At 72.5% G+C, this 14970-nt stretch carries 13 protein-coding genes; 4 read left to right on the top strand and 9 right to left on the bottom strand.

Features of this window, described 5'->3' with window-relative positions:
* Nucleotides 1-191: 191 nt before the first annotated feature.
* A complete protein-coding gene (locus ACZ4FH_RS04365) occupies nt 192-584 on the top strand; it encodes an SCO5389 family protein (protein WP_383635095.1) in 393 nt (130 codons plus the stop codon).
* Between the two features lie 90 nt (nt 585-674).
* Here the strand turns inward: ACZ4FH_RS04365 and ACZ4FH_RS04360 are convergent, their stop codons facing one another.
* Nucleotides 675-1718, bottom strand: a complete 1044-nt coding sequence (locus ACZ4FH_RS04360) for an LLM class flavin-dependent oxidoreductase (RefSeq protein ID WP_467302150.1) — start codon at nt 1716-1718, stop codon at nt 675-677.
* 212 nt (nt 1719-1930) lie between these two features.
* Here ACZ4FH_RS04360 and ACZ4FH_RS04355 point away from each other — a divergent pair, with 212 nt between their 5' ends.
* Nucleotides 1931-2260, top strand: a complete 330-nt coding sequence (locus ACZ4FH_RS04355) for an ATP/GTP-binding protein (protein WP_467302148.1) — start codon at nt 1931-1933, stop codon at nt 2258-2260.
* Between the two features lie 21 nt (nt 2261-2281).
* Here the strand turns inward: ACZ4FH_RS04355 and ACZ4FH_RS04350 are convergent, their stop codons facing one another.
* The 7 genes from ACZ4FH_RS04350 to mce form a co-directional block, all read right to left on the bottom strand.
* A complete protein-coding gene (locus ACZ4FH_RS04350) occupies nt 2282-3175 on the bottom strand; it encodes an ABC transporter permease (protein ID WP_467302147.1) in 894 nt (297 codons plus the stop codon).
* Nucleotides 3172-4422, bottom strand: a complete 1251-nt coding sequence (locus ACZ4FH_RS04345) for an ATP-binding cassette domain-containing protein (RefSeq protein ID WP_467302145.1) — start codon at nt 4420-4422, stop codon at nt 3172-3174. Before ACZ4FH_RS04345 ends, ACZ4FH_RS04350 begins: the two co-directional genes overlap by 4 nt.
* A gap of 172 nt (nt 4423-4594) precedes the next feature.
* Nucleotides 4595-5374, bottom strand: a complete 780-nt coding sequence (locus tag ACZ4FH_RS04340) for an ABC transporter permease (RefSeq protein WP_467302144.1) — start codon at nt 5372-5374, stop codon at nt 4595-4597.
* A gap of 5 nt (nt 5375-5379) precedes the next feature.
* Nucleotides 5380-6393 (bottom strand): ABC transporter ATP-binding protein, encoded by a 1014-nt coding sequence (locus tag ACZ4FH_RS04335; protein WP_467302142.1) that lies wholly within the window; start codon nt 6391-6393, stop codon nt 5380-5382.
* 88 nt (nt 6394-6481) lie between these two features.
* The gene (locus tag ACZ4FH_RS04330; RefSeq protein ID WP_383635116.1) at nt 6482-7420 is read right to left on the bottom strand and encodes a coiled-coil domain-containing protein; all 939 of its coding nucleotides are present in this window, start codon (nt 7418-7420) and stop codon (nt 6482-6484) included.
* A gap of 185 nt (nt 7421-7605) precedes the next feature.
* Complete coding sequence (gene scy / locus ACZ4FH_RS04325; RefSeq protein WP_467302141.1) at nt 7606-11403, bottom strand: polarized growth protein Scy; 3798 nt, start codon at nt 11401-11403, stop codon at nt 7606-7608.
* A 165-nt stretch (nt 11404-11568) separates the two neighbouring features.
* The gene (mce, locus tag ACZ4FH_RS04320; protein WP_467302140.1) at nt 11569-11997 is read right to left on the bottom strand and encodes a methylmalonyl-CoA epimerase; all 429 of its coding nucleotides are present in this window, start codon (nt 11995-11997) and stop codon (nt 11569-11571) included.
* Nucleotides 11998-12131: 134 nt separating this feature from the next.
* On the opposite strand from mce, the gene ACZ4FH_RS04315 reads away from it, so the two are divergent.
* Nucleotides 12132-13334 carry an acetyl-CoA C-acetyltransferase gene (locus ACZ4FH_RS04315; RefSeq protein ID WP_467302139.1) on the top strand — a complete coding sequence of 401 codons (1203 nt, stop codon included), beginning with the start codon at nt 12132-12134 and terminating at the stop codon, nt 13332-13334.
* A gap of 41 nt (nt 13335-13375) precedes the next feature.
* The gene (gene meaB / locus ACZ4FH_RS04310; protein ID WP_383635129.1) at nt 13376-14335 is read left to right on the top strand and encodes a methylmalonyl Co-A mutase-associated GTPase MeaB; all 960 of its coding nucleotides are present in this window, start codon (nt 13376-13378) and stop codon (nt 14333-14335) included.
* A gap of 116 nt (nt 14336-14451) precedes the next feature.
* On the opposite strand, the gene ACZ4FH_RS04305 is transcribed toward meaB, so the two are convergent.
* A complete protein-coding gene (locus ACZ4FH_RS04305) occupies nt 14452-14856 on the bottom strand; it encodes a PepSY domain-containing protein (protein WP_467302136.1) in 405 nt (134 codons plus the stop codon).
* Nucleotides 14857-14970 lie beyond the last annotated feature (114 nt).

Raw genomic sequence — 14970 nt, 5'->3', positions numbered from 1 at the left:
CGCTTTCTGGCTTGCCCGCCTTTGAACCCCTTCGTTATTGGCCGGTTGTGTTCCCAATCTCCTGGTGCGGCCCGGACTGCGCCCTTACCGTGGATGCAGGAGGTCGCCGCGCGTGCACGCTGCGTCGTCGTCGCCCTCCGTCCCTGCCCGTAAGACCTCGGCGCACGGTCGGGGTCGCGAGAGGAGAACCCATGTCGCTCGACGTCTCACCGGCTCTGTTGGAACAGGCCGAGCGAGGCGAGGTCGACGAAGCCGACTTCGTCGACTGCGTCCGGACCTCCCTGCCCTACGCGTGGGAGATGATCAGCTCATTGGTGGCTCAGCTGAAGGTCGACGGCGGGGAGTTCGCCGACAACCAGACGCCGCCCCCCAATGAGCAGGCACGTGGTCAGCTGCTGCGCGCGCTCGCGAGTGATGCCATTCGCGGTGCGCTGCAGCGGCACTTCGGGGTGCGTCTGGCATTCCAGAACTGCCACCGCGTCGCGGTGTTCCCGATGGACGCCTCGGTCGACGACCGACTGGCCAAATTCACCTCGGTGAGGGGTCAGTTGCTCAACCAGTCGCCCGAACTGCGGGACTGCTGACGGTCTGGCCGCCGCTCCGGGTCGCGGGAGGTGCGACTGGTCCGGGGCGGCGGCTCCCGTCGTCAAGGGGGAGCACCCGGTGCGGGTGGTTCATGCGAGGAGCGGCAGCACTTCGGTGCCCAGCCGCGCTACGTTCTCCTCCGTGGCCGCCAGATCCCCCGAACCCTCCACCAGGAGCGCGAAACGGGTGATGCCCGTGCGCTCCGCCGTGGCCGCCAGCCGGTCCGCCGCGAGCCGGGGCGGCCCCACCGGATGAAGACGGCAGAGCAGCTCCGTGTAGTCGACCGGATCGCGCATCACCCGGTGCCGGTGGTCGACCGTGACATGGGCGCCGAGCCCCTGCCGCAGCCAGCCCGGCATCGCCTTCACCAGGGTCTCGGTGGCGTCCTCGGCACGGTCCGCGATCTGCGCCACCCCCGCCGACACATGCCCCGCCGCCCGCACCCTCTCCGGGGAGTGCCCCGCCGCGAGCGCGCGGGACCGCCACAGCGCGACCATCTCCGCCTTCTCCTCGTCGCCGCAGTGCATCCCGAGGAGCATCGGCAGCCCCTGCTCGGCGGCGAGGCCCACGCTCCCGGGCGAGGTGCACGCGACGACCACCTCGGGCCCGCCCGCGCTCTCCCCGGTCTCCGGGTCCAGCAGCTCATCGGCCCGGGGGACGACCGCGACCTCGCGGAAGCCGTACCGCTCGCCGCGTCCGGCCACCCGCGTCCCGCGCAGCCAGTCGAGCAGCAGCCCCAGCGACTCCGGGAACTCCTTCTCGTACGCCGCCAGACCGCCGCCGAACACCTCCAGATCGACCCAGGGGCCGCCCCGGCCCACGCCCAGGGTGAAGCGGCCGCCGCTGGTGAGGTGGAGCAGCGCGGCCTGCTCGCCGAGCGCGACCGGATGGTGGTTGGGCAGCACGCTCACCGCCGTGCCCACCCGGATCCTGCGGGTGCGGCCCAGCAGGTGCGCCGCCAGCGTCACCGCGGACGGACAGACCCCGTACGGCACGAAGTGGTGCTCGGCCAGCCAGACCGAGTCGAGACCGGACTCCTCCGCGACCTCGGCGGACCGGATCGCGCGGTGCAGCGCTTCCCCCGGCCCCTGCCCGGGAAACTGGGCGGCCAGTACGAACGTTCCCACACGCATCGCCAATTACCTCCTTGCGGCCGACGCGGCTCTCCCCTACTGGCACCAACGCCTGACACGTGCCAAAGGCACGGTCCGCGGGGAAGTTGTTGCGATTTTCCGGTAACCGGCCCCGCCCGGGGCCGCCCGCCGGGCGGTGCGGGACGCCCGTCCCCACCGGATGGCCCTACGCTTGACGGGACCTGCCCAGCGCGATCTGTGAGGTGTTTTCCGTGTCCCCGCGCCGCAACCGCCCCCGAGGCGGCGAGAGTCCCAGCGACAGCTCCGGCGACGTGGGGGACCGGTACGGGGGCGGCGGACGCGCGGAGGAGTGGCAGGGCGAGCAGTGGTCGGTCCGCCCGGTCAGCGGGGCGAGCGCGATGGGCAAGCGCTACCGCTGCCCCGGCTGCGACCAGGAGATCCCCTCCGGCGTTCCGCATCTGGTGGCCTGGTCCGAGTACGGCGGCGTCGACGACCGCCGGCACTGGCACAAGGCCTGCTGGAACGCGAAGGACCGCCGCACCACACGGGTGCAGCGGTCCAGGAACGCCCCTCGGCACTGACCGGCCGGGCGGCCGCTCGGGTCAGACGTCGCGGTTGTTCATCGCCAGGAAGGCGCCGCCGAGCGCCACGGCCGTCACCCCGAGCATGATCCACAGCGGGTCCCAGCCGGACGGGCCGGAGGTGCTGACGGAGTTGTCGTAGAAGATGCTGAGCTGGTTGGGGATCGAGTACTCCAGCAGCCACTTCTGGAGCGAGGACAGCGACTCGGCGAACATGAAGATCGCCAGCACCAGCGGCAGCAGCACCACGCCGATCATGATCGTGATCGCCCCGGCCGAGTGCCGGATCAGTGCCCCGACGGCCAGCGAGAGCAGTCCCAGCGTCGCGATGTAGAGGCCGACGCCGACCGTGCTGCTCAGCCACTCCTTGCCGCTGGGCGCCCCTGCGTCCAGGATCGCGGTCTGGAGCAGTGCGACGATCGTCGTCATCACCGTCGTCAGCACGAAGGTGAGCAGGAAGAAGACGACCGCCTTCGCCGCGAGCACCCGGCCCCGGCTCGGGCACGCCGTCAGCGTCGTACGGATCATGCCCGTGCCGTACTCCGAGGCGATCGTCATCACGCCCAGCGTGATCACGCAGATGGAGCCCAGCAGCACCCCGAAGAAGCCCAGGCTGAGCACCGGGGTGCTGCCCATGTCCGAGTCGGAGGCGCTGACCGCGACGGCCGAGAGCACCCCGATGAGGAGCAGCAGCACGATCATCACGCCGAGCGTCCACATCGTGGACCGCACCGAGCGGATCTTGGTCCACTCGGAGGCGATCGCGTCGGCGAGGGTGGCCGGGCGCACCGGGATCGGCGAGGCGTAGAAACCGGTCTGCGGCCCCTGGGCGTACGGCTGCGGGGCGACGGGCTGCTGGGGCGCCTGCTGCGGGTACGCCGCCTGCGGCGTCGGCGGCGTGGACGGCGTGGTCATCGGGGGTCCTCGCTGGAGTCGCGCTTGGTCAGGTCTGCGGGGGCGGCGGCCGGGGGAGCCGCCGGCACCGGAGCGGCCGGCGCGGGCTGTGCCGGTGCCGCGGCGGGAGCGGGTGCCTGGGCCTGTACGGGGGCCGGGGCCGCCGGGGCCGCCGGGGCCTGGGCCGGGGGCTGTGCGGCGGGAGCGCCCGCGTACGGGTTCTGGCCGGGCGGCGGCGGGGCGTACCAGCCCTGCTGCGGCACGTCCGGAACGCTCGGCTGCGGCGGGGCGTACCCCGGGTGCTGCCCGTAGGCGCCCGGCGGCGGTGCCTGGAGGTGGGCCACCTGGTCCGCCGTCGAGCGGTAGTCCACGGCGCCCTGCGTCATCCGCATGTACGCCTCCTCCAGCGAGGCCTGGTGCGGCGAGAGCTCCCACAGCCGGACGTCCGCCTCATGGGCCAGATCGCTGATCCGGGGCAGCCGCAGACCGGTGACGCGCAGCGCCCCGTCCGGCTCCGGCATGACCTGGCCGCCCGCCTCCGTGAGGGTGGTGGTGAGCTTCTCCCGCTGCTCAGCGCCCTCGTCCGGGACCCGGACCCGGGCGAAGTCGGCCGAATTGGCCGAGATGAAGTCCTTGACGCTCATATCGGCCATGAGCTGGCCCCGGCCGATCACGATCAGATGGTCGGCCGTGAGGGCCATCTCGCTCATCAGATGGCTGGAGACGAAGACCGTGCGCCCCTCGGACGCCAGCATCTTCATCAGGTTCCTGACCCAGAGGATGCCCTCCGGGTCCAGACCGTTGACCGGCTCGTCGAAGAGCAGCACCTGCGGGTCGCCCAGCAGCGCCGCCGCGATGCCCAGACGCTGCCCCATGCCCAGCGAGAAGCCCTTGGACCGCTTCCGCGCGACCTGCTGGAGGCCGACGACCCCGAGCACCTCGTCGACCCGGGCGGCCGGGATGCCGGCCAGCTGGGCCAGCGAGAGGAGATGGTTGCGGGCGCTGCGGCCGCCGTGCACGGCCTTGGCGTCGAGCAGCGCGCCCACCTGGCGCGGCGCGTTCGGCAGATTGCGGAACTCGTGGCCGCCGATGGTCACCCGGCCCGCCGTCGGCCGGTCGAGGCCGAGGATCATCCGCATCGTCGTCGACTTGCCCGACCCGTTGGGACCGAGGAATCCGGTGACGGCGCCCGGCCGCACCTGGAAGGAAAGGTTGTACACGGCCGTCTTCGCGCCGTAGCGCTTGGTCAGGCCGACTGCCTCGATCATGCTCCAGCCCCATCGACTTATCTGTCGTCGGGGCACAGGCCGTCCGGCCGTACGCCCCCCGTATGAGTGAGGAGGATATCCACGCCTTTACGGTTCCGGCCAAGTCGGGCGCGCGGCGCGGCGGGGGCCGGGAACCGGTCCGCACCGGTCCCCGGCCCCGTCGTACCGCCTCTCAGGCGTCGCGCTTCTTCAGCACCAGATAGCCGCCGAGCACCGCGGCCACCACCCAGGCGACCATGATCAGCAGACCGGCCCACGGCCCGTACGGCGCCGGATCGCTGTCCATCGCGTCCGGAACCACCTGCATGATCTTGGAACCGGCCTGGTCGGGGAAGTACCGCGCGACCTCCTTCGCGCCCGGCACCGCCGACAGGATCTGCGAGACCAGGAAGAAGAACGGCATCAGGATGCCGAGCGACAGCATCGAGCTGCGCAGCATCGCCGCGACCCCCATGGAGAAGACCGCGATCAGCCCCATGTAGAGCCCGGCGCCGAAGACCGCCCGCAGGACGTTGTCCGCGCCGAGCGTCGTCTTGTGGTCGCCCAGCAGCGCCTGGCCCAGGAAGAACGAGACGAAGCTGGTCACCAGCCCCACCACCAGGGCCAGCACCCCGGCCACCAGGATCTTGCTGAAGAGGAAGGTCGCCCGCTGCGGCACGGCCGCCAGCGAGGTGCGGATCATGCCGGAGCTGTACTCGGTGCCGACGACCAGGACGCCGAACACCACCATCGCCAGCTGGCCGAGGATCATCCCCGAGAAGCTGACGAACGTGGGGTCGAACGTCGCCTTCTCCGCGTCGGAGAGGCCGTCGAACTGCGAGTTCATCACCGCGCACAGCGCCGCGCTCATCGCGACGGTGACGCCGAAGGCGCAGATCAGCGTCCAGGTCGTCGAGGAGACCGTACGGATCTTGGTCCATTCGGAGGTCAGGACCGCGGGAACCGAAGCCATCGCCGTCACACCCCCGTTCCGGTGCCGGGTCCGGACTGCCCCGGGGTCTCGCCCGGTGGCTGGTTCCAGGTGTCGCCCCAGTGCGGTCCGACGGGCGGCGGCTCGGCCCCCCGCTCGGAATGCGCGTGGTACTCCACCGAGTCCGCCGTCATCTGCATGAACGCCTCCTCCAGCGAGGCCCGCTGGGCGCTCAGCTCGTGCAGCACGATCTGGTGCCGGCCGGCCAGCTCACCCAGGGACTCCGTGGTGCCGCCGTCGATCTCCAGCGTGCCGTTCCCCGCCTCCACCGCGACGATGCCCTCCGCGTGCAGGACATCGCGCAACCGCTCCTGCTGGGGCGAGCGCAGGCGCACATAACTACGGGAGTTCTGATGGATGAAATCGGCCATCGAGGTGTCGGCGAGCAGCCGGCCCTGGCCGATCACGATCAGATGATCGGCGGTCAGCGCCATTTCGCTCATCAGATGGGAGGAGACGAAGATCGTCCGTCCTTCCGCGGCGAGCGCCTTCATCAGATTGCGGATCCAGTGAATTCCCTCGGGGTCCAGACCATTGACGGGTTCGTCGAACATCAGGATCTGGGGATCACCCAGCAATGCCGAGGCGATCCCCAGCCGCTGGCCCATACCGAGGGAGAAGCCCTTCGATTTGCGTTTCGCCACCGCCGTCAGCCCGACCGTGTCGAGGACTTCGGCCACCCGGCTCTCCGGGATCCGGTTGCTCTGGGCGAGGCAGAGCAGATTGTTGTACGCGCTGCGGCCGCCGTGCATCGACTTGGCGTCCAGCAGCGCGCCGATGTACTTGAGGGGTTCCGACAGCTCGTGGTAGTGCTTGCCGTCGATGCGGACCGATCCGCTGGTCGGGTTGTCGAGATCGAGCATCATCCGCATCGTGGTGGATTTGCCCGCCCCGTTGGGCCCCAGAAAGCCCGTCACCATCCCCGGTCTGATCCGGCACGTCAAGTGGTCGACGGCAACCTTGTTGCCGAAGCGCTTGGTAAGCCCATCGAGCTCGATCATGCGTTCACGCTAGAACGGCCGCGCGCCCGGCGCCACCACAAAGGCGGAACCGGGCGCGCGGACGAAACGGACCGATACGCTCCGGGCGTCAGCGGGTCTGCTGGGCCGGAACGCCGCGGGAGACGGGCTCCTCGTCGGCCGGGGTGCCGGCCGCGGCCACGGCCGCACCGGTCAGCGTCGCCAGCATCTCGCGGACGTTGGTCAGCTGCGCGTTGATCGAGTCGCGGCGGTTGGTGAGCGCCGCCAGCTCGCGCTCCGATTCGCTGCGGATCCGGTCGGCCTTCGCGTTGGCGTCGGCGACGATGTCCTCGGCCTGGCGCTGGGCGGTCTCCACCGTCTGACGGGCACGGCGCTCGGCGTCGGTCCGCAGCTTCTCGGCCTCCAGCCGCAGCTGCTCGGCGCGGTGCTCGATCTCGGCCAGCCGCTTCTCCGCCTTGGCCTGACGGGACGCGAGGTCGCGCTCCGACTGGTCGCGGCGCTTGGCCAGGTTGGTCTCGAAGTCCGCGGCGGCCTGGGCGGCCTTGGCGCGGGTCTCCTCGAAGAGGGCGTCCGCCTCCTCGCGCTTCTGCGCCGCGTCCTTCTGCGCGTCCGCACGCAGCGCGGAGGCCTCACCCTGGGCCTTCTCGACGATGCGGACACCGTCGTCCTCGGCCTTCGCCTTGCGCTCGGAGGCGAAGGTCTCGGCGTCGTTGCGCACCTGCTGAGCGGCCGACTCGGCCAGCTCGCGGTGCTGCTCGGCGGCGCGACGGGCCTCCTCGCGCAGGTCCTTGGCCTCCTCCTCGGCCAGCCGGAGGATCTTCTCCACACGCGCGCCGAGACCCGCGTACGACGGCTCCGCGTCGTTCACCTGGGCCTGGGCGTTCTGCGTTTCGAGGTGAAGCTCCTCGATGCGCTTTTCCAGAGACGTGATGCGGGAGAGAGCACTATCACGGTCGGCTACGAGCTTGGTAATGCGGTCATCCACCTGACCGCGGTCGTAACCACGCCGCACGAGTTCGAAGCCGAAGGGGGAGGAAGGGTCACTCATGGGGTTCCTGTCGAAGTGAGACCGGTGAGGTGATAGAGGGAATCCTAGGGGCCAGGACGGCGTGTCATCGAGCAGATGCCCTTTTGATCTGGAGAATGACACCCCTTTTGAGTGGCTGGCCCCCGTAACCCTTGCCACTCGGAGGGCTGAACGTCCTTGCCGCACCACGTAAGACCGTCGGGAGACTACCCTTCCGACGGCTTGCCACTCGAACGAGTGCCCGCCGCGGCCGCCGTCTTGACGCCGCCCGGCGGACCGGCACCGGCGCCCTTACCGCCGGCCCCGGGTGTCTCGAAAGACTCCAACGCCTCCAGGACGTCCTGGACACGGGAGATCTCGGTGTTGATGTCCTCGCGCCGGCGCACCAGCACATCCAGCTCGCGCCGGCCCTCGTCCACCGTCCGCTTGGCCTCCGCCTCGGCGTCGGCCCGCAGCTTCTCGGCCTCGCGCACCAGGGTGGCCTTCTTCTGCTCGGCCTCCTTCAGCAGCGACTCGGCCCGCTTCACGGCGGCGATCCGGACCTTGCTGGCCTCGGAATTGGCGTCCGCGAGCAGCTCCTTGGCCTTCGCCGCGGCCTCCTCGCGCTGCTCGGTGGCCGCCTTCATCAGGTTGTCCACCCGCTCGCCGACCGCCTTGACCTGCTCGGCCGTCTCCCGCCGCGCCCGGTCGTGCAGCTCCTGGACCTCGGCGTCCGCCCGGGTCCGCAGCTCCTCGGCCCGCTCCCGGATCTGGGTCGCGTCCCGCCGCGCCCCGACCAGCAGCTCGTCCGCGTCCGCACGGGCCCGCTCCACCAGGGAGTTGCCCTCGACGGTCGCCTCCGAGGTGATCCGCACGGCCTCCTTGCGGGCCGCGCCGACCATCGTGTCGGCCTGCTCCTCGGCCTCCGTGGCGGCGCGCAGCGCCTCCTCCTGGGCCTTGCCGACCAGCTGGTCCGCCTGCTCGGCCGCGTCCGCCCGCCGCTTCGCGGCCGCCTCGCGCGCCTCGTCCAGCAGCCGGTCCGCCTCCGCACGGGCCTCGGCCCGCATCTGCTCGGCCGCGGTCTCGGCGTCGGCGCGCAGCCGCTCCGCCTCCTCGCGGGTCCGGGCCGCGTGCTCCTGCGCGGACCCGACGGTCGCCGCCGCCTCCGCCCGCACCCGCTCGGCCTCGCCGGCCGCCTCGTCGCCGAGCCGGGCCGCCTGCTGGGCCGCCTCGGTACGGAGCCGCTCGGACTCCGCGGTCGCCTCGGAGACCAGCAGATCGGCCTGGGCCGCGGCCTCGGTCCGCATCCGGTTGGCGTCCTCCCGGGCCTCCGCCCGGGACCGCGCCGCGTCCTGCTCGGCCGAGGCCAGCGCGTCGGACGCCTCGGTCCGCATCCGCTGGCTGTACTCGGCGGTGTCGGCGCGCACCCGCTCCGACTCCGTGATCGCGTCGGAGACGGTCCGCTCGGCCATCGCCTTCGCGGCCTCGGTCTCCTCCTGCGCCACCCGCCGGATCCGGGCCGCGTCCTCGCCGGCCCGCTCCCGCTCCTCGTACGCGTCCGAGCGGACCCGGTCCGCCTCCTCCTGCGCCTCCGCCTTCGTCCGCTCCGCGACGTGCTCGGCTGCCGACCGCAGCCCGGCGATCTCCGCCTCGGCCTGCTCCTGGAGCCCGCTCACGGTATCGCGCACCTGCTGGGCGGTCTGCTCGGCGGCGGCGACCATCTCGGTGGCCCGCGCGTCCGCCTCCTCGACCAGGCGCTGCGCCTCGGCCTGGGCCTCCTCGACCCGCTTGCGGGCGGAGGCCAGCAGCTCCTCGCTCTGCTCCCGGGCCCGCTCGCGCTCCTGGCCGGCCTCGGTACGGGCCGCGTCCAGCGTCTCCTCGGCCTCCCGGCGGCGCCGGTTCGCCTCCTCCTGGGCGGCGGCCAGGGCCTCGGCGGCCTCCGTGCCCACCCGCTCGGCGGCGGCGGCCGCCTCCGACCGCACCCGGTCGGCGCTCTCCTGCGCCTCCGTCTTCAGCCGCTCCGCCTCGGTGGCGGCCTCGGTCCGCAGCCGTACGGCGACGGCCTCGCCCTCCGCACGCGACTGCGAGGCATCGGCGGCGGCCTCGTCGCGCAGCCGCTGGGCCTCGGCCTCCGCCTGCTCCTGGAGGGTGCGCAGCCGCTCGGCGGCCTCGGTGCGCAGCCGCTCGGCCTCCTCGGCGGTCTCCCGCCGGATCCGCTCCGCGTCGTCACGGGCCTCGCCCAGCGCCTGCTCGGCCGAGGCGACCCGGGTCTCGGCCTCGGTGTGCAGCCGGGTCAGCTCCTCGGCGGCCTCCGCCTGCCGGGCCGCGACCGTCCGCTCGGTCTCCTCGCGCAGCCGCTCCGCGGCCTCCTCGGCCGCGGCCGTCACCGACCCCGCCAGCTCCTCGGCCTCGCCGCGCAGCTGGTCCGCCTCGGCGCGGGCCCGCTCCAGGACCTCGTCCGCCTGCTTCTTCAGCGCCGCCGCGCGCTCGGCCGCCTCGCCCCGGAGCCGCTCACTGTCGGTGTTCGCGGTGGAGCGGACCTCCTCGGCGTCGGCCTTGGCCTTGGCCAGCAGCTCCTCGGCGGTCTTCGCGCCCTCCTCGATCTGCTGGAGGGCCTCGCGCCGGGCCTCGCCGCGGATCCGCTCGCCCTCGGCGACCGCCTCGGAACGCAGCTGCTCGGCCTCGCCGCGCAGCCGGCGGGCCTCCTCCTGGAGCTCGACCGTCTTGGCCCGGTACTCCTTGGTGTCGTCCTTGGCCGCGCCCTTGAGCTGGTCGGCCTGCTCGGCGGCCTCGCCGCGCAGCCGGTCCGCCTCGGCCTCCGCCTCGCGGCGGATCCGCTCGGCCTCCTCGCCCGCGGTCCGGGTGGTGGACCGGGCGTCCTCGGAGGCCTTGGACAGCACCTCCTCGGCGGCGCGGGCCGCCTTGGCGAGCTGGGCCGCCGCGTCCTCGGCCGCCGCGGTGCGCGCGGAGTCCGCCGCCTCGGAGCGGATCCGCTCCGACTCGGCGCGGGCGTCGGCGAGCGCCTGCTCGGCCTCCGACCTGAGGGTCTCGGCCTCCTTGGTGGCCTCGCCGACCAGCCGGGCGATCTCCGACTTGGCCGTACGGGTGCGCTGCTCGTTCTGCGACTCGGCGCCGGCCAGCCGCTTGACCGCGGCCTCCTTCGCCTCGTTCAGCACCTTCTCGGCCTCGACGCGCGCCTCGCGCAGCTGCGTCTCGGCCTCCTGCACCCGCTGCTCGGCGGCCCGGTTCAGCTCCGCGGTCCGCTGCCGGGTCTGCTCGGTCTCGGCCGTCGTCGAGGAGCGCAGCTGCTCGGCGTGGGTGGTGGCCTCCTGGGCCTGGGTCGACGCGGCGCCCAGCATCCGCTCGGCGTCCTTGCGGGCGCGGAGGAGGATCGCCTCGGCCTCGGTCCGGGCGGCCTCCGCCTCGGTGCCGACCCGCTGTCGCGTCTCCTCGGCCACCCGCGCGGCCTCGGCCCTGGCGGTGGCCAGCGCCTGTTCGGCCTCGGCGCGTGACTCCTCCAGGAGCCGGCGGGCCTGCGATTCGGTGCGGGCGCGCAACTGCTCGGCCCAGGCCACGTTCTCGTTGACGTGCGACTCGACGGTCCGGCGGCGCTCGGCCAGCTCCTGGTCGAGCTGCTGGCGCCGCTGCACGGCCTCGTTGTGCAGTTCGGCCTGGAGCCGCGCCTGGTGCTCGGCGTGCTCCTGGAGGATCCGCTGCGTCTGGGCACGGGCGTCGCGCAGCTCGCGCTCGGCGTCGTTGCGCAGCTGGTCGGCCTGGATCTGGGCGTTGCGGAGCATCTGCTCCGCCTGGTAGCCGATGTCCGCGCCGTCGTACGCGGGACGGGACGCCAGACTGCGCCGCGCCTCGTGCAGCTTGGCGCGCAAGACCTCGACCTGATAGCCGAGGTCCTCGGCGTGCTGGACGGCCTTCTCCCGGTCGGTCTTCAGCCGGTCCATCTCGGCCTCGAACCGCGAGAGATGGTCGTCTTCAGCCCGGTGGCTCTCCTGGCGTTCGTAGCCCCGCACTGCGCGGTCCCATCCGTCCCCTGGTCGCAAACTCCAAACGAGTACCGTTCGCCGGCGAACGGTCCCCCGGGGAATGGTGACAGATCAACGGCTGGGGACGCGGCGCGGCCCCGACCCGGCCCCGGCCCGGAACGGCCCACTCTACCGGGCCGGGTCTGCCCCGGGTCAGTGCTCCTTCCGGGACGTGACCAGTTCGGTGAGCACCCCGTGGCAGTCCTTGGGGTGCAGGAACGTGATCCGCGATCCCATCGAACCCGTCCTGGGCTCGTCGTACAACACCCTGACGCCCTTTTCCCGGATGTCCGCGGCATCGGCGTCCACGTCCGCGGTGCCGAAGGCGATGTGGTGCACGCCTTCCCCGTTCTTGGCCAGCCATTTGCCCACGGCGGAGTCGTCGCGGGTCGGTTCCAGGAGCTGGAGGTACGAGGCGCCGCCGTCGGACGTATCGTTGATCTTGAGCATGGCCTCCCGGACGCCCTGCTCCTCGTTGGTCTCGGAATGGAAGACCTCGAACCCGTAGGTCGAGCGGTAGAACTCGACGGTGGCGTCGAGGTCGAAACAGGCGATCCCGATGTGGTCGATTCGCGTCAGCATGGATCCAGTGCAGCGCCCGCCGGATGGTTACGCAACGTGCGCGCGATCACACCCGTAGCCGGATGACGCGTCGGGTACCGCTCAGTACATTCGAGTAAACCCTCGTTCACCACCACATCAAGGGGCTGTGCCGCATGTCAGGAACGACCGGTACCACGTCCGTGATCGTCGCGGGCGCCCGTACGCCCATGGGCCGCCTTCTGGGCTCCCTCAAGAGTTTCTCCGGCGCGGACCTCGGCGGCATCGCCATCAAGGCCGCGCTGGACCGGGCCGGCATCGGCGGCGACCAGGTCGAGTACGTGATCATGGGCCAGGTGCTCCAGGCCGGCGCGGGCCAGATCCCGGCCCGCCAGGCGGCCGTCAAGGCCGGCATCCCCATGAACGTCCCGGCGCTCACCGTCAACAAGGTCTGCCTCTCCGGGCTCGACGCCATCGCCCTGGCCGACCAGCTGATCCGCGCCGGTGAGTTCGACGTCGTCGTGGCCGGCGGCCAGGAGTCCATGACGAACGCCCCGCACCTGCTCCCCAAGTCCCGCGAGGGCCACAAGTACGGCGCGATCGAGATGCTCGACTCGATGGCGTACGACGGTCTGACCGACGCCTACGAGAACATCCCGATGGGCGAGTCCACCGAGAAGCACAACACCCGCCTCGGCCTGGACCGCGCCGCCCAGGACGAGATCGGCGCCCTCTCCCACCAGCGCGCCGCCGCCGCCCAGAAGAACGGTCTCTTCGAGGCCGAGATCACCCCGGTCGAGATCCCGCAGCGCAAGGGCGACCCGGTCCTCTTCTCCAAGGACGAGGGCATCCGCGCCGAGACGACCGTCGAATCCCTCGGCAAGCTGCGCCCGGCCTTCGCCAAGGACGGCACGATCACCGCCGGTACCTCCTCGCAGATCTCCGACGGCGCCGCCGCCGTCGTCGTCATGAGCAAGGCCAAGGCCCAGGAGCTGGGCCTGGACTGGATCGCCGAGATCGGCGCCCACGGCAATGTGGCCGGGCCGGACAACTCGCTCCAGTCGCAGCCCTCCAACGCCATTCGCCACGCCCTGAAGAAGGAGGGCATCGGCGTCGAGGACCTGGACCTCATCGAGATCAACGAGGCCTTCGCCGCGGTCGCCGTCCAGTCCATGAAGGACCTCGGTGTCACCCCGGACAAGGTGAACGTCAACGGCGGCGCGATCGCGCTCGGCCACCCGATCGGCATGTCCGGCGCCCGGGTCGTCCTGCACCTGGCGCTGGAGCTCAAGCGGCGCGGCGGCGGCACCGGCGCCGCGGCCCTGTGCGGCGGCGGCGGCCAGGGCGACGCGCTGATCATCCGCGTGCCGGGCAAGTAGCACACGCGGGACACGGAGAGCGGCGAGGAAACGGAGCGGTCATGGTGGACGTCCCCACACTGGTGGAGCAGGCCCGTGCGGGCGGGCCGCGGGCGGTGGCCCGGCTGATCTCCCTGGTGGAGGGGGCGTCACCGCATCTGCGCGAGGTGATGGCGGCCCTGGCGCCGCTGGCCGGCGGGGCGTACGTCGTCGGCCTGACCGGATCACCGGGCGTCGGCAAGTCGACCTCGACCTCGGCGCTCGTCTCCGCCTACCGGCGGCAGGGCAAGCGGGTCGCCGTGCTCGCCGTCGACCCCTCGTCGCCGTTCTCCGGCGGCGCGCTGCTCGGGGACCGGGTCCGGATGTCGGACCACGCCTCCGACCCCGGCGTCTACATCCGCTCCATGGCCACCCGCGGCCATCTGGGCGGGCTCGCCTGGGCGGCCCCACAGGCCGTGCGGGTGCTGGACGCCGCCGGTTTCGACGTGATCCTGGTGGAGACCGTCGGCGTCGGCCAGTCGGAGGTGGAGATCGCCTCCCAGGCCGACACCTCCGTGGTGCTGCTCGCCCCGGGCATGGGCGACGGCATCCAGGCGGCCAAGGCCGGGATCCTGGAGATCGGCGACGTGTACGTGGTGAACAAGGCCGACCGGGACGGCGCGGACGCCACCGCCCGCGAGCTCAACCACATGCTGGGCCTCGGGGAGTCCCGGGGGCCCGGCGACTGGCGCCCGCCGATCGTGAAGACGGTCGCGGCGCGCGGCGAGGGCGTCGACGAGGTCGTCGAGGCCCTGGAGAAGCACCGGGCGTGGATGGAGGAGCACGGCGTCCTCGCCGAGCGGCGCACCGCCCGCGCCGCCCGCGAGGTCGAGACGATCGCCGTCACCCGGCTCCGCGAACGCATCGGCGACCTGCACGGCGACCGCCGCCTCGACGCTCTCGCGGAGCGCATCGTGACCGGCCGCCTCGACCCGTACGCGGCGGCGGACGAACTGGTGGCGGGCCTCACCGGCGAGGTCTGACCGGCCCCGGTGTCCGGCGCGGCGTGCGGGCCGCGCCGGACACCGGGAACCGCCGGGGCGTGCGGCCCCGGCGGTCCGTGCGCGGTGTGCCCCGTGCCGGGCGACCGCGCCCCGGCTCAGTCGTCGTCGCCCGCGTCGTCCCGGCCGTCGTGGTGCGCGCCCCGGTCGTCGTCCTTGCCGTCGTCCGAGTCCTTCCCGCGGTCGTCGCCGGAGCGGTGCTCCGCGGCCTTGCCCGTGCTCGTGTCCACCGTCACGTGGTGCCACGCCTTGTCGGTGCCGTAGACGTCGACGTCCCAGACGGGCCCGCCGTGCTCGTCCTCCAGTTCCACCTCCGTCACGGTGCCCGGCACCGCCTTCAGCGCGGCGGTGGCGGCCTCGGCCGCCGTGACGCGGGTGGCGGCGGGCGCGCCGGCGCGGGAGCCGTGGTCGCGGCCGCCGTCGTCCGCGAAGGCGACGGCGGTGGCGGTGCCGCCGGCGAGTACGGCGACGGCGACGGCGGCGACGGTGAACTTGCGCTTCATGAGGGTTCCTCCCCGTTCGGTCGGGTGTGGTGCGATGTGCGGTGACCTCAGCCTGCCGGGACGATGCTGAAGGCAGCCTGAAGCCGCCTGAAGCGTTCTTCAGCTTCGGTTTGG

It is taken from the genome of Streptomyces sp. NPDC024555, assembly GCF_055559335.1.
Note: the sequence above shows the minus strand (reverse complement) of the source record. Positions and strands in the feature narration are given on the sequence as shown.